Origin of the sequence: Lentilactobacillus parakefiri, assembly GCF_002157585.1 — a bacterium.
Lineage (GTDB): Bacteria > Bacillota > Bacilli > Lactobacillales > Lactobacillaceae > Lentilactobacillus > Lentilactobacillus parakefiri.
The window spans coordinates 1-21,579 of record NZ_BDGB01000082.1; the positions used below are offsets into that span (position 1 = coordinate 1).

General features: G+C 43.5%; 29 protein-coding genes and 1 riboswitch. Of the genes, 5 read left to right on the forward strand and 24 right to left on the reverse strand.

Translation table 11 applies throughout. From position 1 onward, the window contains the following. A partial coding sequence (locus LPKJCM_RS09345) for an integrase core domain-containing protein (protein ID WP_165758592.1) occupies positions 1 to 266 on the forward strand: 266 nt, incomplete at its 5' end. A 265-nt stretch (positions 267 to 531) separates the two neighbouring features. Here LPKJCM_RS09345 and serS read toward each other — a convergent pair. The 6 genes from serS to LPKJCM_RS09375 all read right to left on the reverse strand — a co-directional run bounded on the left by serS (position 532) and on the right by LPKJCM_RS09375 (position 7,318). Then, on the reverse strand, positions 532 to 1,815 hold the full coding sequence (gene serS, locus LPKJCM_RS09350) for a serine--tRNA ligase (RefSeq protein ID WP_057963194.1): 1,284 nt from the start codon (positions 1,813 to 1,815) through the stop codon (positions 532 to 534). Positions 1,816 to 2,097: 282 nt separating this feature from the next. After that, the gene (locus tag LPKJCM_RS09355; protein ID WP_057963193.1) at positions 2,098 to 2,736 is read right to left on the reverse strand and encodes a deoxynucleoside kinase; all 639 of its coding nucleotides are present in this window, start codon (positions 2,734 to 2,736) and stop codon (positions 2,098 to 2,100) included. Between the two features lie 103 nt (positions 2,737 to 2,839). Then, complete coding sequence (locus LPKJCM_RS09360; RefSeq protein ID WP_057963192.1) at positions 2,840 to 3,880, reverse strand: tagatose 1,6-diphosphate aldolase; 1,041 nt, start codon at positions 3,878 to 3,880, stop codon at positions 2,840 to 2,842. Between the two features lie 138 nt (positions 3,881 to 4,018). Next, entirely contained in the window at positions 4,019 to 5,503 is a 1,485-nt protein-coding gene (locus tag LPKJCM_RS09365; RefSeq protein WP_057963191.1) for an amino acid permease, read from the reverse strand. Positions 5,504 to 5,598: 95 nt separating this feature from the next. Beyond that, positions 5,599 to 5,771: riboswitch (Lysine riboswitch) on the reverse strand. 84 nt (positions 5,772 to 5,855) lie between these two features. After that, positions 5,856 to 6,365: a GNAT family N-acetyltransferase gene (locus tag LPKJCM_RS09370; RefSeq protein WP_057963190.1), complete on the reverse strand. Its 510-nt coding sequence runs from the start codon at positions 6,363 to 6,365 to the stop codon at positions 5,856 to 5,858. Positions 6,366 to 6,628: 263 nt separating this feature from the next. Beyond that, positions 6,629 to 7,318: a phosphatase PAP2 family protein gene (locus LPKJCM_RS09375; RefSeq protein ID WP_057963189.1), complete on the reverse strand. Its 690-nt coding sequence runs from the start codon at positions 7,316 to 7,318 to the stop codon at positions 6,629 to 6,631. A gap of 160 nt (positions 7,319 to 7,478) precedes the next feature. Here LPKJCM_RS09375 and LPKJCM_RS09380 point away from each other — a divergent pair, with 160 nt between their 5' ends. Beyond that, the gene (locus tag LPKJCM_RS09380; protein ID WP_057963188.1) at positions 7,479 to 8,315 is read left to right on the forward strand and encodes a sulfite exporter TauE/SafE family protein; all 837 of its coding nucleotides are present in this window, start codon (positions 7,479 to 7,481) and stop codon (positions 8,313 to 8,315) included. 1 nt (position 8,316) lies between these two features. Continuing rightward, the gene (locus LPKJCM_RS09385; RefSeq protein WP_057963187.1) at positions 8,317 to 8,697 is read left to right on the forward strand and encodes a DUF1634 domain-containing protein; all 381 of its coding nucleotides are present in this window, start codon (positions 8,317 to 8,319) and stop codon (positions 8,695 to 8,697) included. Positions 8,698 to 8,811: 114 nt separating this feature from the next. Here the strand turns inward: LPKJCM_RS09385 and LPKJCM_RS09390 are convergent, their stop codons facing one another. The 18 genes from LPKJCM_RS09390 to LPKJCM_RS09465 form a co-directional block, all read right to left on the reverse strand. After that, positions 8,812 to 9,645 carry a DUF4097 family beta strand repeat-containing protein gene (locus tag LPKJCM_RS09390; protein WP_057963186.1) on the reverse strand — a complete coding sequence of 278 codons (834 nt, stop codon included), beginning with the start codon at positions 9,643 to 9,645 and terminating at the stop codon, positions 8,812 to 8,814. Further along, positions 9,642 to 9,908 carry a hypothetical protein gene (locus tag LPKJCM_RS13595; RefSeq protein WP_225364169.1) on the reverse strand — a complete coding sequence of 89 codons (267 nt, stop codon included), beginning with the start codon at positions 9,906 to 9,908 and terminating at the stop codon, positions 9,642 to 9,644. The genes LPKJCM_RS09390 and LPKJCM_RS13595 overlap by 4 nt, the downstream gene beginning before the upstream one ends. A gap of 8 nt (positions 9,909 to 9,916) precedes the next feature. Beyond that, the gene (locus LPKJCM_RS13600; protein WP_225364170.1) at positions 9,917 to 10,273 is read right to left on the reverse strand and encodes a DUF1700 domain-containing protein; all 357 of its coding nucleotides are present in this window, start codon (positions 10,271 to 10,273) and stop codon (positions 9,917 to 9,919) included. After that, positions 10,266 to 10,583: a PadR family transcriptional regulator gene (locus tag LPKJCM_RS09400; protein ID WP_057963185.1), complete on the reverse strand. Its 318-nt coding sequence runs from the start codon at positions 10,581 to 10,583 to the stop codon at positions 10,266 to 10,268. The genes LPKJCM_RS13600 and LPKJCM_RS09400 overlap by 8 nt, the downstream gene beginning before the upstream one ends. A gap of 102 nt (positions 10,584 to 10,685) precedes the next feature. Then, positions 10,686 to 11,141, reverse strand: a complete 456-nt coding sequence (locus LPKJCM_RS09405) for a threonine/serine exporter family protein (RefSeq protein WP_057963184.1) — start codon at positions 11,139 to 11,141, stop codon at positions 10,686 to 10,688. 9 nt (positions 11,142 to 11,150) lie between these two features. Beyond that, on the reverse strand, positions 11,151 to 11,921 hold the full coding sequence (locus LPKJCM_RS09410) for a threonine/serine exporter family protein (RefSeq protein ID WP_057963183.1): 771 nt from the start codon (positions 11,919 to 11,921) through the stop codon (positions 11,151 to 11,153). A 5-nt stretch (positions 11,922 to 11,926) separates the two neighbouring features. Continuing rightward, the gene (locus LPKJCM_RS09415; protein WP_057963182.1) at positions 11,927 to 12,574 is read right to left on the reverse strand and encodes a metal-dependent transcriptional regulator; all 648 of its coding nucleotides are present in this window, start codon (positions 12,572 to 12,574) and stop codon (positions 11,927 to 11,929) included. Between the two features lie 21 nt (positions 12,575 to 12,595). After that, positions 12,596 to 13,507: a cation diffusion facilitator family transporter gene (locus tag LPKJCM_RS09420; RefSeq protein WP_057963181.1), complete on the reverse strand. Its 912-nt coding sequence runs from the start codon at positions 13,505 to 13,507 to the stop codon at positions 12,596 to 12,598. A gap of 463 nt (positions 13,508 to 13,970) precedes the next feature. Continuing rightward, the gene (locus tag LPKJCM_RS09425) at positions 13,971 to 14,192 is read right to left on the reverse strand and encodes a MerR family transcriptional regulator (RefSeq protein ID WP_057963180.1); all 222 of its coding nucleotides are present in this window, start codon (positions 14,190 to 14,192) and stop codon (positions 13,971 to 13,973) included. Positions 14,193 to 14,268: 76 nt separating this feature from the next. After that, a complete protein-coding gene (locus LPKJCM_RS09430) occupies positions 14,269 to 14,664 on the reverse strand; it encodes a hypothetical protein (protein ID WP_057963179.1) in 396 nt (131 codons plus the stop codon). 116 nt (positions 14,665 to 14,780) lie between these two features. Next, on the reverse strand, positions 14,781 to 15,314 hold the full coding sequence (locus LPKJCM_RS09435; RefSeq protein ID WP_057963178.1) for a DUF3278 domain-containing protein: 534 nt from the start codon (positions 15,312 to 15,314) through the stop codon (positions 14,781 to 14,783). Continuing rightward, complete coding sequence (locus LPKJCM_RS09440) at positions 15,314 to 15,820, reverse strand: DUF3278 domain-containing protein (protein ID WP_087069621.1); 507 nt, start codon at positions 15,818 to 15,820, stop codon at positions 15,314 to 15,316. The genes LPKJCM_RS09435 and LPKJCM_RS09440 overlap by 1 nt, the downstream gene beginning before the upstream one ends. A 10-nt stretch (positions 15,821 to 15,830) precedes the next feature. Next, positions 15,831 to 16,328: a DUF3278 domain-containing protein gene (locus tag LPKJCM_RS09445; RefSeq protein ID WP_057963176.1), complete on the reverse strand. Its 498-nt coding sequence runs from the start codon at positions 16,326 to 16,328 to the stop codon at positions 15,831 to 15,833. After that, complete coding sequence (locus LPKJCM_RS09450; protein WP_057963175.1) at positions 16,325 to 16,525, reverse strand: helix-turn-helix transcriptional regulator; 201 nt, start codon at positions 16,523 to 16,525, stop codon at positions 16,325 to 16,327. The genes LPKJCM_RS09445 and LPKJCM_RS09450 overlap by 4 nt, the downstream gene beginning before the upstream one ends. Before the next feature lie 274 nt (positions 16,526 to 16,799). Next, positions 16,800 to 17,390 carry a GNAT family N-acetyltransferase gene (locus LPKJCM_RS09455; protein ID WP_057963174.1) on the reverse strand — a complete coding sequence of 197 codons (591 nt, stop codon included), beginning with the start codon at positions 17,388 to 17,390 and terminating at the stop codon, positions 16,800 to 16,802. Positions 17,391 to 17,479: 89 nt separating this feature from the next. After that, complete coding sequence (locus LPKJCM_RS09460) at positions 17,480 to 18,271, reverse strand: DUF1003 domain-containing protein (RefSeq protein ID WP_057963173.1); 792 nt, start codon at positions 18,269 to 18,271, stop codon at positions 17,480 to 17,482. Between the two features lie 127 nt (positions 18,272 to 18,398). Continuing rightward, positions 18,399 to 18,575: a hypothetical protein gene (locus tag LPKJCM_RS13220; RefSeq protein ID WP_165758593.1), complete on the reverse strand. Its 177-nt coding sequence runs from the start codon at positions 18,573 to 18,575 to the stop codon at positions 18,399 to 18,401. A 159-nt stretch (positions 18,576 to 18,734) separates the two neighbouring features. Beyond that, the gene (locus tag LPKJCM_RS09465; RefSeq protein WP_057963172.1) at positions 18,735 to 19,613 is read right to left on the reverse strand and encodes an RluA family pseudouridine synthase; all 879 of its coding nucleotides are present in this window, start codon (positions 19,611 to 19,613) and stop codon (positions 18,735 to 18,737) included. 207 nt (positions 19,614 to 19,820) lie between these two features. Between LPKJCM_RS09465 and LPKJCM_RS09470 the strand changes: the two genes are divergently transcribed. Beyond that, on the forward strand, positions 19,821 to 21,179 hold the full coding sequence (locus LPKJCM_RS09470; protein ID WP_057963171.1) for an FAD-dependent oxidoreductase: 1,359 nt from the start codon (positions 19,821 to 19,823) through the stop codon (positions 21,177 to 21,179). A 148-nt stretch (positions 21,180 to 21,327) separates the two neighbouring features. Continuing rightward, positions 21,328 to 21,579: UPF0236 family transposase-like protein (locus tag LPKJCM_RS09475; RefSeq protein ID WP_174659028.1), on the forward strand; the 252-nt coding region annotated here is incomplete at its 3' end.

The following is a 21,579-nucleotide window of genomic DNA, read 5'->3' on the forward strand; positions in this document are numbered from 1 at the left end:
GACGCTATAATACTGCATTGGCTGGAATGGGCATCGTCCATAGTATGTCGCGGCCAGGAACTCCAGGGGATAACAGCCCAATGGAAAGCTTCTGGAGTCACATCAAGACGGAATTTTTTGCCTTCGAACAACCGTTATCTGAGATCGAGATAATCACTTTAATTCAAAAGTGCATTAACTGGTACAACAACGAACGACGACAAGAAACACTCAACGGCATGACCCCAGTGGAATACCGGAATCATACCGTTGAAGAAACTGCATAACAGTTTTAATTATTTAATTGTCTACTTGACCCGGGGTAGCTCCCATTCCCGGTTTTGGAATGATTGCTTTTTCTCGTTAAGCGGCAGGGATCTGCCGTTTGCCATGTAGGCTAGGCAAGCGATGCTGGCCGTTGTCGCAGCTTTTGGCAAGATAAAAGTGGTGACCAAAGTCGCCACTACAAACGCTCAAAGGGTTATGTTCCAACCCCTTTCCAAGTGTACCGATTAGCCCATAGATCAATTCGGCCTCGACTCACCTGACAAATTAGTTTTGCTTCTCAATTTTAGTCATTCCGTGCATGTATGGCCGCAATGCTTCAGGGATCGTCACACTCCCATCTTCGTTTTGGTAATTTTCAAGAATCGCAGCCACGGTTCTGCCCACAGCTAATCCAGAGCCATTTAGAGTATGGACAAAGTGAAGCTTACCTTCGTCATCGCAGTACTGAATATGTGCCCGACGTGCCTGGAAATCCGTACAGTTCGAGCAGCTGGAAATCTCTCGATACTTATCCTGTGCTGGGAACCAGACTTCCAAATCATGGGTCATGGCTGCTGTGAAACTCATGTCACTCGTTGTCAAAGTGATGACATGATAGGCCAGACCTAATTTTTGAAGATTAGTCTCAGCTTGATGAGTAATCTCTTCCAAGGCCTTCCACGAGTCTTCGGGCTTGGTAAATTTAACCATTTCAACCTTATTAAACTGATGGAGTCGAATCAGGCCCTTGGTATCACGGCCTGCACTTCCGGCTTCTGATCGAAATGCTGGTGATAAGGCCGTAACCGATACCGGTAATTTTTCTGTCGGAATAACTTCATTGCGATAATAATTGACCAGTGGCACTTCCGCAGTGGGGATTAAGGTCAAGTCACTGTCTTGAATTTCATAACCGGCCTTAGTCTCCAAAAACTTTGGAAATTGGCCAGTACCATACATCGAATCATTATTAACCATGTAAGGGGGGATGACTTCGGTATATCCGGCTGCGGTGTTTTGGTCAAGATAAAAGTTGTACACGGCGCGTTCCAGTAGCGCGCCATCACCAATATAGTAGACAAATCGGCTGCCAGAAACTTTGGCTGCCCGCTCAAAATCGAGGATGCCCAGGTTTTCACCGATTTCCCAGTGATGCTTTGGTTGAAAGTTAAATGAAGGGATCTTGCCGATCTTTCGAAGTTCGACTGATCCTTCTTCGGTTAATGAAACCGGCACATCATCATGAGGGATATTTGGCAGATGGGCAGCCAAATTGTGTTCATCTTCCTCAACCTGACGCAACTGTTCATCGAGTTCCTTAATTCGTTGACCAACCTGTTTCATCTGGTTAATAGCTTCTGAAGCATCTTCTTTATTGCGCTTCTTTTGGGAAATTTGATCAGAAACGGCATTTCGCTGTGCTTTAAGTGACTCCGACTCAACAATCAAATCACGACGTTTGGCATCATAACCCACCAATTCATCAATGGTTTCGGGCTTGATTCCTCGAGTCGCTAATTTTTCTTTGGTAAAATCCGGATCTTTTCTGATTTTCTTGATATCTAACATTTCAATTCCTCCCAAATTGTATACAAAAAGGACCCCTCGTCTATGGGACGAAGGATCCTTTTCGCGGTACCACCCAATTTCTCGACAGTATCACGCCGAGCTCTCAACGTATGGTAACGGTATACACCGTGCAGCATTACCTGCCCGTTCACATGTGCTGGAATATTCGATGACAGTTCACACCACCCACTGTCTCTCTGAAATCTACTTAATAGGCACAAAACGTTTTATCTGAAATCGATTATAACTAATCGACCCCAAAATCACAAGGTCAGGCGGTGATTAAATTGCCAACTTGTCAACTTGCGCATCGATCATGTCGATGACCTTATGCTTGTCGGCGTCGTTTTCAACAAAATCGTATTTATCCCCGTCGATTTGAATCTTCGGTGACTTGTCATATTCTTGGTACCACGTCTGATAACGGGCATTCAGATCTTTATAATACTGGTACAAATCAGGATCGTTATCGATCTGCTCATAAGAACGACCGCGTTTTTGGATTCTTCGAAGCATCGTATCAAACGAGATGTTAATGTGGATCAACAAATCGGGGTTCTTACTGTGGTCGGTTTGCGGCATCTCCTGCATCATGTTGGCCAATAATGAGTCGTAGATTGTTACCTCAGTTTCGGTAGCCCGGCCCAAGTCGGCATTCAAGTGGAAGAGCAGTGAATCTTCAAAAATCGATCGATCCAACACACTTTCATCATTCTGCCAAGCCTTTTTGATGTCATCCATCCGGCGATTTAAGAAATCAATCTGGAGCAAGAAGGCATACTTCTTGGGGTCCTTATAAAACAGTGGCAAAATACGATTATGTTCAACCGATTCATAGTAGGCAGGCGAGCCCAGATGTTGTGACAGCATTTTAGTCAATGATGTTTTTCCTGCGCCAATCGTTCCAGCAAGTACAAGCATAGTTATTCCCCTAACGTTTTTTGCGTGCAATGGTCGCACAATATTTTATCAACGCTACATATTGTACTAGTTAGAAGAGATGGGTGCAACATATTGTGGGAATTTAGTTGATGTTCGAAACATCAACCACTTGAATATTGTCCAAGCCACCATAAGCTTCAAACCACGGTGTCGCATTCTCAGATAAAATTTGGGTTAGTTCAGTGACATTCTTGGTCCCTTTGCGTTTGAGCCAGTCAACCAAGCCGTCCTTACCATCACGAATGTAAATATCAACACCCTCCAGCCAAGTTGCTCGGCCGCTTAAGACACCGTTAAATTTAGCTCCGGCGTCTCCCGCAAGTTTTAATTCACGTTGGAAAACGGGTGTCGGCACCCCGGCACTCAAGAAAATAAATGGTCGACTAGCTTCATCGCTTAACTCTTTGAGATAGCCTTTGGCTTGATCTTCAGTATACGCGTAATCCCCGCCATCAGCCCATTCTTTGACATAGGTTGGGTTAAATGGAATTTCCATTTTCAAAACGTCGATATGGTATTTCTCTTTTGTGAATTCCATCATCGACTGCAACACCAAATCAGGTTTGATCTTGGCAAAGTCTAATGACTTACTGTCATAACGATCGTCATATGTGACGATTTCAAAGAAAGTTGGGGTCTCGGCTGCTAATCCTTCGGTGCCATACTTTTGCGCAAAGGCCTTTTTGACATCATTAATTTCATCTGGATCGTTAGGATTGTAGTAGACCAAGACTTTGAGTGCATCTGCACCCTTCTCAACCATGATTTGAGCTGATTGATCAGGAATCAAGCTGGGTAATCGGCCCGGCGTATCGGCATCGTACCCCGTCTTTTCATAAGACATGATCAGGCCAGTGTCTTTGTCCTTAGCTTGGATGCCTTTGAATCCCATCTGTTCATCCAGAAGTACGGCCGAACTCAGCGGGCTCAGGATTTCAGAAACAATTTCCTTGAAATCATAGACCATCTTCATGCTGAAAAGCTTACCGTATTTTTCGGAGGCCGTTTTCATCCCCTTTACCAGCGATCCACGTTGATCTAACGCCAATGCGTCGATAATATTTTGATCATTGGATAGTTTGTTCATTCTTTCAAATTTACCTTTTGACATAACCTTTTTCATATATCTTTCACCTCATGTTTTTAATATACCAATTGCTAAAATTGTACCAAACATCCTCACCCAATATCAAGCTTTAGGCCGATAAAATAATAAAAAATGGCCTATCCAATATGGATAGACCAATTCATAATTAATATATTACTTTTGATTCAATTTTGAAAGATCCTCGTCTTTATGAGCGGGGGAAACGTCAACCTGATCCAGCGGAATGATTTTCGTGTGGTGTTTGAGCTTATACCAAATGTACAAAATTAAGACTAGCGGCACACTAATGTAAGTAACTAGAATCTGTTTCCAGTCAAAGTTGGCAAAGGCTTGCGGGTTTTGACCAACAATCACTAGAATACAGAGAATCAGGCACAATACCGGTCCAAACGGGAACAACTTAGCGTGATACTTCAATTCACTCAAGCTGTGTCCTTGACGAATAAATGCCCGTCTGAAGCGATAGTGTGAAATGGCAATTCCAAACCAGGCAATAAAGCCGGTCAATCCGGAAGCGGCCACCAGCCACATATAGATTTGTGGACCGGCAATACTGGAGATAAAGGTCAATAGTGAAACAAAGGTCGTTACCAGCAGTGAGTAATAAGGAATGCCGTTAGCAGCGGTTTTACCCAATGATTTTGGCGCATAACCGCTGTTAGAAAGTGAATACAGCATCCGGGTTGAAGCATACATACCAGAATTGGCTGAGGAAATAACGGACGTCAGGATAACGGCGTTCATGACACTGGCAGCAGCGGCCAAACCAGCCCTTTGGAAGACCAACGTGAACGGACTAATCGCAATGTCAGTCGCACTTGATCCGAGCAGTGAATGACTAGTGTAAGGAATAATAGCCGCAATCACAAAAATCGTCAAAATGTAGAACAAAATGATCCGCCAAAAAACTTCATTAATGGCCTTTGGCACACTATGTTGGGGATCTTGAGACTCCCCGGCAGAGATTCCAACCAGCTCGGTTCCTTGAAATGAGAACCCGGCGACAACGAAGACACTGAGGATTGCCGGAAAACCACCGACAAATGGGGCCTGCTTGATTGAAAAGTTACGCATGCCGACAAAATGGCCGCCCATGATCCCAAAGATTGTCAGGGCACCAACAGCAAGGAAAATAATAATGGTAACTACCTTAATAGCGGACATCCAGAACTCCGTTTCGCCGAAGGTACTAACTGACATCGCATTAATCAGAAAAATAATTACCAGGGCAATGGCGCTCCAAATCCACGCCGGCACGTTGGGCAACCAGAACTTCATCACCAAAGACGCCGTACTGATATCAACAGCCACCGTGATGGCCCAGTTGAACCAATAATTCCAGCCCATCGCAAATCCCAGTGCAGGATCAACGTATTTGGATGAATATGCGGCAAACGACCCGGAAATCGGCATATTCGTGGCCATTTCACCCAAACTGGTCATCAGGAAATAGACCATCATCCCCATCAAGAAGTATGCCGTTAACGCACCACCAGGTCCTGCCTGGCTGATAGCCGAACCGCTGGCCACGAATAATCCGGTCCCAATACAGCCACCCAAGGCAATCATTGACACGTGACGGGCTTTTAGCCCCCGCTTGACCTGTCCGTTGGCTTCTTGGCTCTCATTTTCGTTCATCTTTTCGTCTCCTATATCCAATAATTTCAGATTCTCACTAAATCTACAAAAAAATCTCTTTCAAAATATTGAAAGAGACAGTTTGCGTTTCTCAACATCTTGATAGCTCTCCGCGATTTGTCGCGACAGTCCCCAGCTTCTTCAACTGGACCCCAACAACCAGCTGGAAGGCAACTGATCATTTCGGCACTCATCCCTTTTTACTTCAGTCATAACTTCCTTCAAGTTCCTGAAATATACTCTTGATAAATGCGCCTCTACTCGATTGGATTGATTAATTTAGTTGTTAATAACTTCGACAATCAAAATTGTAACTCACTTGGATTGAATTGACAAACCAGAAAGCCATTTCTCATCGCAAAGCGCGTTGATAAATGACCTTCTCTTTGCTAACCAGTGGGTCAATCAGCGTTGTCTTTTTCTGAAACCCGGCCTTTTTCAAAACACCTTTGGAAGCTTGATTGCTGCTGAACACCTCGGCATTTAAGGTCTTAATCGTCTTGCTGGCAGTGAGTTCTTCAATTAACTTTATGAGTGCTTCAGACATGATGCCTTGATGCCACCAATCTGGGTGAAGAAAATAGCTGAGTTCCAAGTTGGCGTGATCAGGTTGATAATCGAAGCCAACTTGCTCATGTAGGAGAATAGCACCGACCAGTCGGCCTTTGACTCGAATGCCAAACGAATTTGGCGCGGTAACTTGTCTTCTCGCCACCGCACCCAGCATTTTGGGGTTACTGACCAAATTAAAACCGGCACCAACTGAAATTTCGGGGATCATAATCAAGTTTTCATAATCAGCTAAATCTGTCAGCGTTAGTTCAGTTAGTCGAAGTCGAGTAGTCTCAATCGGTAAATCCATGGGGATCTCCTTTCAAAAAAGCGGGTGAGACAGAAGCGTTTGCCGTCTCACCCGTGCTGTATAAGTTAAATATTTCTTTGTGGAAGCGTGAAACACAAGAACACGCTTGTTATCCTCTTTTGAGCTACCCGTGGCCTTCAAAATACGCTTCGACGACCCAGATGCTAACGTGTAAGGCCAAAAGGATTTAAATCCAAGACCCGGATTTTAATCCTTTTGGCCTTACACACCGCATCTCCCGGGTCTCGTCGCGCTCTTAAAATCTAAATTTTAGTATGCACCACAAACCGATAGCGGGCAACTTGTGGCGCATAGCTGGCATACAGCATTTCAGCCACCAACAGCCAGGAGTAGCCAACCAGGCAGGCTCCCACTGTGTCCGTTGGGTAATGGGCATTCAAGTAGACTCGTGAGAGCATCACAAGTGCCAGCCCAATAACGAGTAGGACTTTAAGGACTATCCGGATGGATGCCCGTTCAATCAACGGCAAGACAATAATCCATAGCACGCCGGCTACTAGGAAGAAGCCCAACACATGGCCGCTTGGGAAACTATAGCCGTTATCAACGCCTAAGTGAAGGGGTGGCCGATGACGTCTGACCAGTTGCTTGACGACCGCGCCAATCACATCACCACCAAAAATCGTGCCTAACGCCCAAAGTGCAGGGACTTTATATTTAAATCCCCAGAGGAAAAAGGCAACGATGAACACCCAAAAGATGTCCATTTTCGGGCTGGCCAGAAATGTGATGACCGAATAAAAATGTTCCAGTCCCGGTGTCGGTGAGGATCCTTGGATAGCCGTTGTAAAAATCGAGTCTAAAAATTGCAGATAATCAAAATTAAACGCCACTGAAACTGACAGTAAAGCTGTAAAGCACAAGCTCACAATCAGCTTGACCAAACGGTTTGGATCACGTTCCATCAGCATGTAGTCTTCGTTTCCGTACATTATTTTAACAACCCTCTCGTATGTATTACTCAAGAGGAGTATATCACAAATCGAAAACCTGGTTTCTGGTTTCTGAAAATTCTTAGCTATCTTTTAATTATTTGCAGAAAGTGTATAATTTTGTGAGTTAGAGATAGGATTCAAAAGAGGAGTGAAAGACTTGATAAACTATGCTTTATTGATGATTGCCATTGGCATGTTCGCTGGCTTTGCCGGGGCCATTCTTGGCTTAGGTGGTGGCATTATCCTAACGCCCATTTTGACATTATTGATGGGTGTCGACATCAAATACGCGATTGGCGCTAGTATCATTGCCGTGATTGCAACCAGTTCCGGTGCGACCATTGCTTACCTCCGCGACAAGGTGCTCAATTTGCGGGTGGCCATGTTCCTGGAAATTGCCACCACTTTGGGGGCGTTGAGTGGTGCCCTGTTGACTGGAGTGATTGATCCCAAATATTTGTACATACTATTTAGCTTACTGCTATTATTCTCTGGATACAATATGATTCGAAAGTTGATCAGTCACCAAGAAGTCCTTCACCGGGCTCATCCCGATCAGTTATCATCCAAGTTCAAGTTGGACAGCAGCTACTTCGATAATGTTGAAGGCAAAACCATCAACTATCAGGTTGAACACATCCCCGGCGGCTTGGCGGTGATGTATGGCGCCGGGATTGCCAGTGGCCTGCTTGGCATCGGCTCAGGGGCTTTCAAGGTCATGGCAATGGATACGGTCATGAAAATGCCGCTCAAGCCATCGACTTCAACCAGTAACCTGATGATGGGTGTCACTGCCGCCGCCAGCGCTACCGTGTATTTTTTCAATGGCTCGATCAAACCAATGATTGCCGTTCCTCTGGCCTTGGGAATTTTAGTTGGCGCCCGCATGGGTTCTCGGATCATGCGTGACATGTCTGCACGAACGATCCGGATGATTTTCGTGCCAATCCTATTTTACATTGGCATCGAGATGTTTATGAAGGGAATCGGATAAGATGGACAAAAATACGAAAGAGCAAATGACTGAAGAAATGGCCGATGTCCAGCTGTTAATTGGCAAGATTCTTCGACTGGGCGTCATGATTTCTGCGACTGTGATGATCATTGGCCTAGTTCTTTTGATCGTCAAAGGTAATGGCGGCTATCCAAATAATGCCTTTCCGACTGACTTTTCCCAAATTTGGGCGGGAATTGCCGAACTAAAGCCTTACGCGATTATGATGCTGGGAATTTTCCTGTTGATTTTGACACCGGTATTACGAGTGGTGGTTTCAATTTATTCCTTCTATCGCGAAGGTGACAATCTGTATGTTTGGATCACCACCATTGTGCTGGTGATTTTAGGGATTAGTTTTGTGTTTGGGATTTTAAGATAATCATCGAGCACTAGGCGCAACTGTAACTATTTAAAGCCCCGCAAAATCAGTGAATTTAAATACTGATTTTGTGGGGCTTTCTCGTACAATTAGATCATTCAAAATGGTTTTCCTTTATCGGACAGTAATATCGCCACCATCAGAGGTTAGTCGGTAAAGAATTGATTTTTTCTGTGCCATTTGCCATGAACTTCTAGAATGACCGAAGAGTGAAACGTCACCACCGTCTGTATTAGCACTTACTTGACCTTTTTTCGGGTTCGAAATTAGCGCATCAATATCCCCACCATCAGTTGAAACGGTACTGCTTCCGCTTGAAAAGTCCGCATTCTGATAAGTTAAATCTCCGCCATCACTGGTTTGTGTAACATCAGGCGCAGTCACATTTTTCAAAGTCGTATCGTCAGTCCCCTTCAAATTAAGTGTCGACAGTGTTTTTACGTGTGCCATATTAATATCGGCCTCACCCGTCAACTCAATATTGTTTGCATCTAAATTAGATATTGACACACTATCATCGCTGCGGCCACTAATTTCTTTAAGCTTGGTTTTCTTAGGAATTGTAATTAAGACATGACCGTCGTCATTGTCATAACTTTCAATACTGAAACCAATAATTCGAGTATGGTGCTGATGATGTTGACGTTTACCAGTGATTGTCAATGCACTTCCATCTTGCTTAACGTGATTATTCTTAGAGTATGAAATGCTGAGCTTTTTCACATTTCTGGTTCGAATTATCACTTGACTCTCAGTTGCAAACTTGATCTTGTTCACCGATCCGCCAAGTTCTTTAACGTTCATCTTTGTCGCTTGTGCTTGCTCGTCCTCAACCCTGAACCCATTATCCCAAACGATGGTTTTAAAGCCGGTATGTCCTAAGGCAATTGCCATCAAAATGCCACCAATAATAGTTATGGATAACCCAACGATCACTGACTTTTTCATTTTTGAGGCCCCTTTCCGTGTCTTTCAGCCCGATTTTTCGGTATGAGTCTTCGATAGGCCCATCGAGAAAAATTGGTGACACCGCGAATTACACCGTTAAACATCGCCGAAAATACTGGTGACATCATGACAATGATCCCAACAATCATGAGGCCAGCTCCAATATATAGAAGGCCTAACCATGGATCAGCTGTCAGGACACCAATCCCCACAACCAGACCGCCAAGGCCGCCGACTACCACACCAAAGAAAAGTCCAATCAAACCAACTATCACTCCAATGCGGCGGCAAATACCCCTATCGAGAGACCAGCTATCCCTAATGCCAAGGGGATTGTAACCGGTGTTGAAAGGATTGCCAAGACTATCAGCCAAATGGTTTTGACATCATTCTTTGGTTGCTGCTTTCGAGATTGCTGCGACACCGGTGCTTCCAGCGTCCGAATCGAATAATCGGCTAACACCTTTCGAGCCAACTGATGGGGCGTGCCCAACTCCCTGATGCAGTCGTCATAGGTCTCATAGCTGCCATCTTGGAGATATTCACGATAAAAATCGACCGCCTCGTCCCGCTCTTCTGGACTCAACTGTCCCAGCAGCGCCCGAAATTCTTCAATATAATCATTCATCCTGATCATCCCCTAACATATTATCAATGCCCTTCTTAAATTCCTGCCACTCCTGTTGAATAATGCCAAACTGCCGTTTTCCTTCCGGCGTAATTTTATAGTACCGTCGATTGCGGCCTTGATATGGCTCATCATAAGTCGACAGCAAATCGTTCTTCTTCAAACGTCTTAACACTGGATACATCGTCGATTCCGAAACAGAAATTGACTCTTGAACCTTCTGGGTTAGCGAATAACCGTAGTAGTCCTGACTATTCAGAATCCCCAGTACACATCCATCTAATAATTCTGAACTTATTTGGATCGCCATATTGTCACCTCTGTAGTATTATACGCTATATAATATTATCCAAGGAAAATAATACACCGTTAATTGAGAATGTCAATCAAGCAATCACAAAAAAAGGATGGGCTATTTATCCCATCCTCTCGACACATATTTGATTTTAATGCGGATTTTATTAATTAACTCCGCCACGATAAACCCCAAGGCAATCGACCCGGCAATCCAAACTACCTCTGAAAGATAGTTAAAGGCCACTTGATAATCACCCAAAGCAAAATTTTTAATCGTATTATACGCTTGGCCTCCTGGCACTAACGGCACCAACCCAGGAACGTCAAACAAGATACTAGGCATCTTCTTAAGGTGGGCAATGACCACTGAAACCAAGCCAATGGTCAAACCACCAAAGAAATTGGCGGCGCCCAGTCCACCCCAGGTGTTGATAATCCCGTAATACACCAGCCAACTTAAAGTAGCTGTAATCCCAGCGACATTTAAAGCCCTGTGCGGCAAATTAACGATTAGGCCAAAACCAATCCCAGAAAAATAAACACAAATACATTTAATGAAAAACAGACTCATAAGCATTCCTCAAAAGAAGTGCAGCGCGATTGCCACACCAAACCCAAGCGCACAGGCACTAATCAGTGCTTCGATTCCTCTGGCCGGCCCACTAATCAAATTACCGGATAACGCATCTCGAACAGCGTTAGTCAACGGTATTCCAGGCACCAGGGGCATCATGCCACCAATAATGATATCGTCTGCACGAACCCCCAGGCCGGCTTTCACAGAAATCAACGCAAGCGCACTAACGACGACGGCAGCCAAGAATTCACTTAAAAAGCGGATCTGGATATAGATGTTCAAAAAATAATAAACTGCCCAGCCGAACATGCCGACAATAAACGTGATCCAAAAATCTGGCAGATTATTTTGAAACACGACAACCAAAGTGCCACTCACCAAGCCGGCACCCAAGGTTTGTAACCAAAGTGGAAATGTCGCTACTAAGTCATCAATATGGACAAGATCGTCACGGAACTCATAAATATCAATCTTTTTGGCAGCGTAAGCCCTGGATAATTCATTGACCTTGGCAACTTTTTCCATGTCAAACGCCCGCTTATCAATTGAGCCGACCTCAGCCCCGACTTCTTTGACACCGCCTGACATGATAATTCCCGTCAAAGTCGCATAGACCTGAGCATCCTTCAGACCGGCATTTCTGGCGATGCGCATAATAGTGTCGTTGACCCGGGACATTTCTGACCCCGATTCAATCATGATGCGGCCAGCGAGCACACAGGTATTCAAAACTAGATGGTTATAATTCTCCTGCCGAGTTGCAGTGTCAGCCATTCCAATCACCTCACGAAAACATAATGGGCCGTTTTAAAGCCAATCACCAATTTCTTCTTGTCCGTCACATTTTTAACGGTTACCGAACCTTCGAAGGGATCGTGAGAAATTATTTTTAACTTATCACCAATATCGAGCTTGATATCACCCAGCAGGGTTAATAAATCGTGATTGTCAATAAATCGGTTGACGATGACTTCCTCACCGTCCTTTGCATCAGTGAGCAATTTATCATGATCCGGGTGGTAATGACCATTTCGATCCGGAATCACCCCGCCATGTGGACAACGTTTCGGATTGCCCAAAAAATCGTCCAAGTGGTCAATCATCTTATCAGAGGTGACGTGCTCCAACAGTTCTGCTTCATCGTGAACGTCAGAAATGTCATAGTGCAGCGTGTCCGCCAAGAATGTCTCCCAAATTCGATGCTTGCGAACCAATTCTTCAGCGTATCGCTTCCCCTTCTTGGTTAGCTGCACACCAGAATAGGGTTGATGAGTCACTAATTTTTCAGCAACCATTTTATTCACCATTTCAGTCACTGAACCGGCCGCGATGTTCAAACTAATCGCGATCTGCTTATTACTGACTAAATCGTCCGAACCACCAAGTTCAAATATGATTTTTAAATAATCCTCTTTCATTGGGGTCATTAAGCTCAAAATCTCCTATATTTATGGAATATCATTACCGCGGTCATAAATAATGTCTTCATGCTCACCGCGGGTCGTTTCTGCTTGAATTGTCACGTGACACATGTGGTACTTGTCCTTCAATACCTTGCTGATTTCTGAATAAATTGGTTGGGCCTCACTCAATTTCATATCATGCATATTCACATGCGCTGAAAAAATGAGGTTATTCTCGTCGATCATCCAGGCATGGACGTGATGGACGGAAAAAACGCCATCAATTTGCAGCAAGTCATGCTTAATTTGATCATAATCCAAGTTCGGCGCGCCCTGCATCAGGATTCTGAAAGTTTGGCGAATAATCGGGATTGACTCATAAAAAATGTAAACTGCCACGATCACCGTCACGATTGGATCCGCTAACGTCCAATTGTACAAATCAATCAAAATTCCGCCAAAGATAATTGCTATCGATGATAAGGCATCACTTAAAATATGTAAATAAGTTGCCTTTATATTCAAGCTGCTCTTTGAACCTGAGTTCAGTAAAAATGCAGATAGTAGGTTTGCTGCCAACCCGATGACAGCAATTATCAGCATGAGGTTGCCATTAATCGGCTGAGGATTACTAATTCGTTTGACCGCTTCAATAATCAAAAAAACACAAATAAGTGCAAGCGCAATTGAGTTCAAAAAAGCGGCAATGATCTCCGCTCGTTTATAGCCAAACGTATTGCGGGCATTTTGCTTTCGGAGACTAATCCTGCTGGCAGCGTAACTGAAAACGACCGAAACCGAATCTCCAGCATTATGAAAGGCGTCAGAAATCAGTGACAGACTGCCTGATAATGCCCCACCAACGAACTCAGCAATGGTAATAACAACATTTAGCACGGTCACCCAGAAAAACTTGGCGCCGGCTAATTCTTCGTGACTATTATTTTTTTCAGCCATCCACTAATCACTCCAATCTATTATCATTATTGCATTAGTTGGTGAAAAATTCCATAATCCCTAAATAAAATGTTTAGGTCACCAGAAAAAAGATCGTCAACAAGCATGCGATCGCCGTTTGCGGATCCGGCGAATGATTGTGAGCCGGCATCCTGTGGTAACAATGATAGCGCTTTCGTTTACTTGACAAGAAAAAGGCCAGCGCAAATGCACTAACCTTTCCTATGGGGAATCGGCAACTCTAATGGTTTTAATCAAATATCACTTCGTTCATATTCGAATACTGATCCGGTTTATAACCGAATACTCAAAGTGCTTTTATTCGCACGATGGAACTCTTTTGTCACATTACTTGTGCAATCTAACAGTTATACAAACGATCATCTAATTAATGACTTAAAGAGTGCCGATACCCCACGTGTTTAGAATATCATTCAATTCTTGGTTTAACAATAACTTTGTTCTATATATGACAATGTTTAATCAGTTGTTTGACGTCTTCTAATGATGAGCCATTTTCGATAAAACAGTTGACCATTTCCATCCAGTACATGTCGGTGTCGTCGAACTCTGTCCCAACTGTCACCTGAGGTTTACTCGGAACCAGGCCGTTTTTGATATAATCGTCAATCACGTCCGGGCTGACGTTAAATTTAGCTGCTGTTTCATTCAAAGTCAATTTCATAACCGTTACTCCCAAATTTCGTTAAAATTCAAATCAAATGATAGTCTAACAGCTTGCTGGCAAAATGCAACAGTCATTATTCGACCATTCGCCAGTTACCCTCATCGGCTTTGGAAATTTGATCTAAGAAGTGCAAAATTGAGGCTGCCTTGTCCTGGTCATGCTTCACCAGCATGTTGAGTGCTTCACCCGTAATAATCGGGTTACTCAAGGAAAATTGTTCCCCCTTCTTTTCACCGGTAGAAAATGCTAACACGGTGTTGCCATCGTCAATTTCAGTAATGATAAAGAACATGCTGAAATCATCATTATCTTTCATGTAGGCCGGCATCGCCCAGATACCGTCGCTAATTTGAACCAATTCTTCGTCGTTGAAGCGGTAATCCCGGTGATTCTGCTCATTGACCGGCTTGTCCAGCACGAACATCATTTTGTTAAAAACCGGGTTGCCAAGTTTAATATTATCTTCCATACTGTTCCCCTTTGCATTCATCGTTATTCAATCACGCAAAAATCATTTTACTGATAATTAGGTGTTCATGCAAGTTCAAACAAGTTGAATGGAAGAATAATTAACGATTACATAGCTTACTCTTTATAGATTTTGGTCGTAAGTATCTCATAGATCGCGATTGCGATCCCAAAAAACAATCCGCTTCTGGCATCAGACCAAATGACCGCAACATTTTCGATAGTTTTGACCGGACTGGTGTCATCAAAATGCCAGTCAATTAAAACATCTGCGAACAACATAAATACGCCAAAGTAAATGGCCAAGCCGATTCCTTTTAAAACTGCTTTTCCAATCACCTGCCGACGACTGGTAGCTCGAATTTCGCGTGTCGCAATGTGTGCTCGCATCATGGCAACAAGGATATAAATATTCACCACAAAGCCAACCATCACAATATTAATCATGACCAGCCACATCAATACTTCTTCCGGGTCTTTTTGGCCCACAAATATGGCGACGATGCTTGAAACAAATAAGTAGACTGCCAAAATCATGTAAGCGTTGGTGCCGATCCTGCCGATTTGTTGGTGCTTGTATTCATCAAATGGCCGTTTGACTCCAAACCAATGCATCAATAACCTTGATCCAAAGCTTTCTTTAACTTTCATTATTTCTCCCTCTTTCCATCAGATTCCACGACCACAATATGGCTAATTGCTTCTCGGGCCTCCCAGACACATGCGACGACCAAGAATAAGAAGGCAAAGATCCCCGGAAATGGCCGATCAGACGGACTGGCATTCATCCAAACTGCAAATAAGATCACCCCGCCGAGAAAACCAACCCAAACGCTGCCAATGACTGCATCCTCAACCGCGTCATCATACTGATTGGGAGTCACCTTGCGGACATCTAAGTGCAAGTTGGCTGCCCGGGTGCCGCCAACACCAATCAGTAAGCTCAAGTAGACAAACAGCAGCCAAGATCCACTGCCGGTGCTATTCTTAGCAAACAGCAAAACGCAGCCGTTAAATACCAATATGTATAACCACATAAATAAAAATGCTTTTGCGATAGCGGCATTCATTTGTTGACGGGCTTCTTTGACTAACACCCCTCGAATATGGAAAAAGTATCGGAATAATTTTGTGGAAATCGTCTCGTCTTGTCGCATTATTTTCCTCCTATTCAACCTTAACAATGTGGCCAATCTCTCGTTGAGTATCCGATGTCCAGCCAACAACCACCAAGAACAACCCAACCCCAATACTAAAGATTGAAAGAAAACCGTTAATTTGGGCAAGCATCAGATACGCAATCACGCCATAGCAACAACCAAACCAGGCACCATGGATCACGGCTTTATGAACCGCCTTTGGATAGGCTTCAGTTGAGACCTCTTGGTAATTCAGTTTCAATGCGGAAACTTTATGAGTGACATAAAGGCTCACACCGCCCAATCCAATAATCATATTAATCAAAACAAATCCATTGATCATCGATCTAGTCTTCATATTCTCCGGTAGCATGAGAACAGTCCCATTGGCAATAGGCGTATACATCCATAGAAACACAAAGGCGTTTATCGCGACTTTGCCGACTTCTCTAGCATTGTGCTCATTCAGTACACCGCGAATACTGAAAAGGTATCGCATCACTTTAATCAAGACACTCTCTTTCATGACTCTTCATCTACCTTCCAAAATAGTGTGTTTAAATCCGTCCCCAATTCCTCGGCCAAGCTGATACATAGTTTTAATGACGGGTTATACTTGTCATTCTCAATCAGATTAATGGTTTGCCTGGCCACCCCGACCTTTTCGGCCAAAGCAAATTGGGAAATGCCTACCTGCTTTCGATATTCCCTGACTCTGTTCAAATTAACCGGCCTCCCCTGGCTACTTTGTCACATATATGTGTCATCAATAATATAATGCTACTACCGAACAATGTCAACTATATATGACAAAAAGACCTGAACAAAACTGACTGTTTTGTTCAGGTCTTTACGTATTCTCACTATTATTTCGCTGAATCGTGGAAAAATGAGCAGCTTCCGGCCGTATAAGGGGGGGGCAATCAAACATCCAAACCCTGGATATTTGATTGCCCCCCTTATACTCTGGAAGCTAACCGCTCATTTTTCCACACTATCAAACGTACAACAAACTCCGCTTCTCGGCAGCCTTCTGCATATGATCATACAAGTGGTCACCAATCATTTGCGTGCCAACTGTCTTAAATCCTTTTCGTTCATATAATTTTTTTGCTTCAGGATTTTCAAAATCCACATTCAAGCCAATCACTGATTTACCATCGTTCAACGCCATTCGTGGCACAGCAGCGAGTAGCTTGCTGCCAATTCCATGGCCCTGCCAATTAGGATCAACGGCGATGGAATCCAAATACCACTCATCAGAATTGGTCTCAGAATCAGGGATATACGGCTCTTTAAAGTCCGCACTTTTTTTCGATAAATTAATCAGAACTTTATTGATATCGTCCTCATTTTCGCTGGGGTAGCCAAAGACGACCCCAACAACTTGGCCATTGGCCTCGGCCACCACGGTGGATGCCTTACTAGACAGATACGTGTCTGTCTGGTAAGCCCTCGTGATGACCTTGGCTAATCCAGGTTCGGGAACGTCTTCTAATTCGTCAAGTTCCATCTCATCAAAAATAATATCAATTAACGGGGCTATCTGGCCGGCGTCATCTTGCTGTGCAACTCTTACGGTTATCAAAAAAATCCTCCTAATAAATGAACATTCAGTATGTGTGTTACATCATATATTACTGAAGTTTTCATTTATTGTCAAAATTGAGGATGAAACTACTCATTGTTTTCAGAATCATTTTCATTTTTCGGTTGTTCGTTTTCATTCAAATCACGCTTCGGATTACCAAATTGATTGCGCTGAATCATATCAAGCTCCGTGCGGATTTGGCCGAGAATTTCAATCTCCAGCTTTTGAATTTCCAGTGAATGCGGTAATTGATTTTGCGTCAAATTATCAAGCTTTGCATGTAAAATTCTCAACTCATGCTCCGATTTTTGGTTCACATGATAATCATTTTCAGAACTCATCCGATCACGGTCGGCAGCCCGGTTCTGGCTCATCATAATAATTGGGGCCTGAATGGCGGCAATACAGCTCAACGCTAAGTTCAAGAGGATAAATGGATAAGGATCAAAGTGCATCCCAAACAACTGCAGGCCATTGATACACATCCAAGCGATTAACACGAACGTGAAAACGCCAATGAAACCCCAACTACCACCAAATCTGGCCACGGCATCAGAGACTTTTTGACCAAACGTTAGACTCTTGGCCAGATTGTCGTTCACATCGATAATGTCATAATCATCGCTTTGCATCGCCTTGGTCAGCCGTCGATTGATCTTCTTGGTCTGCTTGACATCAGCATTGACCATCCCATCGACACGCATTAATTGGTACTTCAGCAAATCATGATCACAAATAAAATCGGTGACCTTCGCTTTCGGATAATCGCCCTTAATCAAATTTCGCGTTGCCGGCTCTAAATCCTTTAGATAACGACCATCAATCAACATGTGTTCCCGGTGGTCGATAAAGCAAATCGCTGTTTTAGCTTCTGGCATGTTCTCAATCCCTCCCTAATTATGTACACAAAAAAGAATGTCTCACCGATTATTATATCAGTAAGCCATTCTTTTAAAATCATTTAAATAGTCGTCTAAAACTAGTGCCTAACCAAAGCTTGAAACATTATGCCTTAATTAAATCTGATTTTGCTTTCAACAAAGCTGCCTTCAAAGCACGGATGTGCTCGCGGGTCTGCTTGTCTTCCTCTGCGCCCTTCATCCATGATAATACAGACAAATTAGTTTCCATCTCAGCAATAATTTTTTGAACCGTCTGATCCGATTCACCATTGGTAGACATATCTAGTCTCCTCCTTAAGTTAATACCCATACTATACCAGAAGCCCGCGAAAATACAACGGAAATGAACTCGCTTTCATTGAATTCTAATTTGGAATAAACCGGGCTCGCAGAACGACTGGCCTTATCATGTTCATTTCTGCACAATATGAGTATTCCTCTAATTAAGAAGTGCTGAAATATCTTGTGGGAGTTGGGATTTAAAGTTCAACCCCCTATCGGAAAATGGATCCTGGAAACTAAGTTCGGTCGCATGCAACGCTTGACGATGAATCCCCAAATTCATCGGTCCCTGATACAGCTCATCGCCAAGCAACGGATGGCCAATCGCAGCAAAATGAACCCGAATCTGGTGGGTGCGACCGGTATGCAAAACGACGTCAACCAATGTCTTATTGGCGAACTGATGATTGACCCAGTATTCCGTTTGTGCCGGTTTGCCATCATCTGCAATGATCTGCCCATAACCGATTGGGTCCTTGGCAATCGGCCGATCAATGAATCCGTGTTCCAGCAATCCGACCCCCATCACCACGGCCTGATACTTTTTATGAAGCGTTTTGTTCACTAACAGCTCATTTGCTAAACTATTTGCCAAACGGTGTTTGGAAATCAACACCAATCCACTGGTAAAGCGGTCCAGCCGTGTAATAATGTGGGGGACCAAATCTTCAGCATCATGATCAACTAAATGGCCCTTCACCCGATTCACCAGCGTATCATCGCGGTTGGCCGGCCCTGGCACCACCGTCAATCCTGCGGGTTTGTCGACAATCAACCAGTTGTCGTCCTCGTAAACAATCGAGATTGGCTGGTGGCTGACAGCAACGTTTGGATCACTCAGCTCGGCGGGTAAAATAACTGTTACTTGATCACTGACACGTAGGTTAACCGCAGCATCGACTTCTCGACTGCCAACCATGAATTGACCACCACCGATTTTGGTGCTCTTATACATCCGGTGACTGATACCTCTAGTATTCAAGAATTTTTTCAATGTTTTTGGGTCATCATTTGTTACTATCCAAGAAAATTTCAAAATGGCCTCCAAAAAAATGTTTTTATATTGTGTGCAACTGTTTTGTCTGCGTTATAAATCCCAGTCTACCAACCATTGAGCTATGTGAACCGCATTGCATAACAGAAAAAGGCTTTTGTCAAGGTCTTGACATCGCTTGCACAACTTGTAATATGTAAGTACAAGCAAACGCTTGTGAATCTTTTATAAAACGAAGGAGAAGTTAATATGAAAGTTGCAGTTATTGGTTGTACCCATGCAGGAACCTTTGCCATCAAAACAATTTTAGCAGAACACCCAGACGCAGAGGTCACCGTTTACGAAAAGAATGATAACATTTCGTTTCTTTCATGCGGAATCGCTTTATATCTCGGGGGACATGTAAAGGATCCACAAGGCTTGTTCTATTCTAGCCCAGACGAACTTAAAAAACTAGGTGCCAACGTTAAGATGAACCACGAAGTCACCAACGTTGACCCAGCTTCAAAAACAATTGAAGTTAGCGATCTTAAGAATGATCAACAATTTGAAGACACTTATGACAAGTTGGTCGTGACGAGCGGTTCATGGCCAGTCATCCCACCAATTAAGGGTGTTGATAACAAAAACGTTTACTTATGCAAGAACTGGAATCACGCCAAAGAACTCTTTGAAACAGCTCCAGAAAAGAAACGAATTACCATCGTTGGTGCCGGCTACATCGGTGCCGAATTAGCTGAGGCATACAACACCAAAGGACATGACGTGACCTTGCTCGACGGTGCCGACCGTATCATGAGTAAATACTTTGACAAGGAATTTACCGACGTTGTTGAAAAAGACTTTACCGATCATGGCGTGACCCTTGGCCTAGATCAACAAGTAACCGAAATTTCCGGTGAAGACACCGTCACGATCAAGACCACCAAGGGATCATACGAAACTGACCTGGTTGTACTCTGTGTCGGCTTCCGTCCTAACACCGGCCTATTTAAGGGTAAGTTGGCAATGACCGACAATGGTGCTTTAATTACCAACGAGTACATGCAGACTTCCGACCCAGATATTTACGGTGCCGGCGATAGCGTTGCCGTTCATTACAATCCAACTCACGGCTTGGCTTATATTCCATTAGCAACTAACGCTGTTCGCCAAGGAATCTTAGTCGGTAAGAACATTGAAAAGCCAACTGTTAAATACATGGGAACTCAATCATCATCTGGTTTGAAATTATACGACAAGACCATTGTTTCAACTGGCTTGACCATGGCTGCCGCAAAGGCACAGAATATCAACGCTAGCGAAGTCATCATCACTGATAACTACCGACCAGAATTCATGCCAACCACCGAACCTGTCTTGATGTCACTGGTCTACGATCCTGATTCACGTCGAATCCTTGGCGGTTCCCTCTTGAGTACCTACGACGTTTCGCAGTCGGCCAATACCCTTTCAGTATGTATTCAAAACGAGAATACCATCGACGACTTGGCCATGGTTGATATGCTGTTCCAGCCACAGTTTGACCGACCATTCAATTACTTGAACATTTTGGGTCAAGCCGCCCAGGAGCAAGCAGACAAACTTACAAAGGCCGCTTCAAAATAACGGTTACATTTCTAAGTGTATAATTTTTTGCGGTAAGTTGAATAAATAATTAAAAAAGCTCAAATCCTTTGAAATTGGACTTGAGCTAAAACAAAAAGACCAGTAGTCTGATGTTAAGAACAAAAAACACATTAGAAGCTGGTCTTTTATGGAATCTATTATAGCTGATATCGTAAAAATTATTAAGTCTGAAAATAATGTTATTGCCCGTGAAAAGGCATTAATGTGCTACTTCTTTGATTTGATTAGAGAATTAATTAAATTAGCACTAGAAGAAGTTGATGCCGGCTTAGTTGAAGAAACTAAAAAGCAAGGCTATCAGATTGAAAAGAAAAATAAGCGCTCAGTTGTGACTGCCTTTGGTGAGATTAGCTATTGGCGCAGAAGATATGTCTGTCCA

Bases quoted from the DNA above. Each gene is read 5' to 3' on its own strand.
- serS (WP_057963194.1), bottom strand. From the start codon at position 1,815: ATGTTAGATATCAAGAAAATCAGAAAAGATCCGGATTTTACCAAAGAA.
- LPKJCM_RS09355 (WP_057963193.1), bottom strand. From the start codon at position 2,736: ATGCTTGTACTTGCTGGAACGATTGGCGCAGGAAAAACATCATTGACT.
- LPKJCM_RS09360 (WP_057963192.1), bottom strand. From the start codon at position 3,880: ATGAAAAAGGTTATGTCAAAAGGTAAATTTGAAAGAATGAACAAACTA.
- LPKJCM_RS09365 (WP_057963191.1), bottom strand. From the start codon at position 5,503: ATGAACGAAAATGAGAGCCAAGAAGCCAACGGACAGGTCAAGCGGGGG.
- LPKJCM_RS09370 (WP_057963190.1), bottom strand. From the start codon at position 6,365: ATGGATTTACCGATTGAGACTACTCGACTTCGACTAACTGAACTAACG.
- LPKJCM_RS09375 (WP_057963189.1), bottom strand. From the start codon at position 7,318: ATGTACGGAAACGAAGACTACATGCTGATGGAACGTGATCCAAACCGT.
- LPKJCM_RS09385 (WP_057963187.1), top strand. From the start codon at position 8,317: ATGGACAAAAATACGAAAGAGCAAATGACTGAAGAAATGGCCGATGTC.
- LPKJCM_RS09390 (WP_057963186.1), bottom strand. From the start codon at position 9,645: ATGAAAAAGTCAGTGATCGTTGGGTTATCCATAACTATTATTGGTGGC.
- LPKJCM_RS13600 (WP_225364170.1), bottom strand. From the start codon at position 10,273: ATGAATGATTATATTGAAGAATTTCGGGCGCTGCTGGGACAGTTGAGT.
- LPKJCM_RS09400 (WP_057963185.1), bottom strand. From the start codon at position 10,583: ATGGCGATCCAAATAAGTTCAGAATTATTAGATGGATGTGTACTGGGG.
- LPKJCM_RS09405 (WP_057963184.1), bottom strand. From the start codon at position 11,141: ATGAGTCTGTTTTTCATTAAATGTATTTGTGTTTATTTTTCTGGGATT.
- LPKJCM_RS09410 (WP_057963183.1), bottom strand. From the start codon at position 11,921: ATGGCTGACACTGCAACTCGGCAGGAGAATTATAACCATCTAGTTTTG.
- LPKJCM_RS09415 (WP_057963182.1), bottom strand. From the start codon at position 12,574: ATGACCCCAATGAAAGAGGATTATTTAAAAATCATATTTGAACTTGGT.
- LPKJCM_RS09420 (WP_057963181.1), bottom strand. From the start codon at position 13,507: ATGGCTGAAAAAAATAATAGTCACGAAGAATTAGCCGGCGCCAAGTTT.
- LPKJCM_RS09425 (WP_057963180.1), bottom strand. From the start codon at position 14,192: ATGAAATTGACTTTGAATGAAACAGCAGCTAAATTTAACGTCAGCCCG.
- LPKJCM_RS09430 (WP_057963179.1), bottom strand. From the start codon at position 14,664: ATGGAAGATAATATTAAACTTGGCAACCCGGTTTTTAACAAAATGATG.
- LPKJCM_RS09435 (WP_057963178.1), bottom strand. From the start codon at position 15,314: ATGAAAGTTAAAGAAAGCTTTGGATCAAGGTTATTGATGCATTGGTTT.
- LPKJCM_RS09440 (WP_087069621.1), bottom strand. From the start codon at position 15,820: ATGCGACAAGACGAGACGATTTCCACAAAATTATTCCGATACTTTTTC.
- LPKJCM_RS09445 (WP_057963176.1), bottom strand. From the start codon at position 16,328: ATGAAAGAGAGTGTCTTGATTAAAGTGATGCGATACCTTTTCAGTATT.
- LPKJCM_RS09460 (WP_057963173.1), bottom strand. From the start codon at position 18,271: ATGCCAGAAGCTAAAACAGCGATTTGCTTTATCGACCACCGGGAACAC.
- LPKJCM_RS13220 (WP_165758593.1), bottom strand. From the start codon at position 18,575: ATGTCTACCAATGGTGAATCGGATCAGACGGTTCAAAAAATTATTGCT.
- LPKJCM_RS09470 (WP_057963171.1), top strand. From the start codon at position 19,821: ATGAAAGTTGCAGTTATTGGTTGTACCCATGCAGGAACCTTTGCCATC.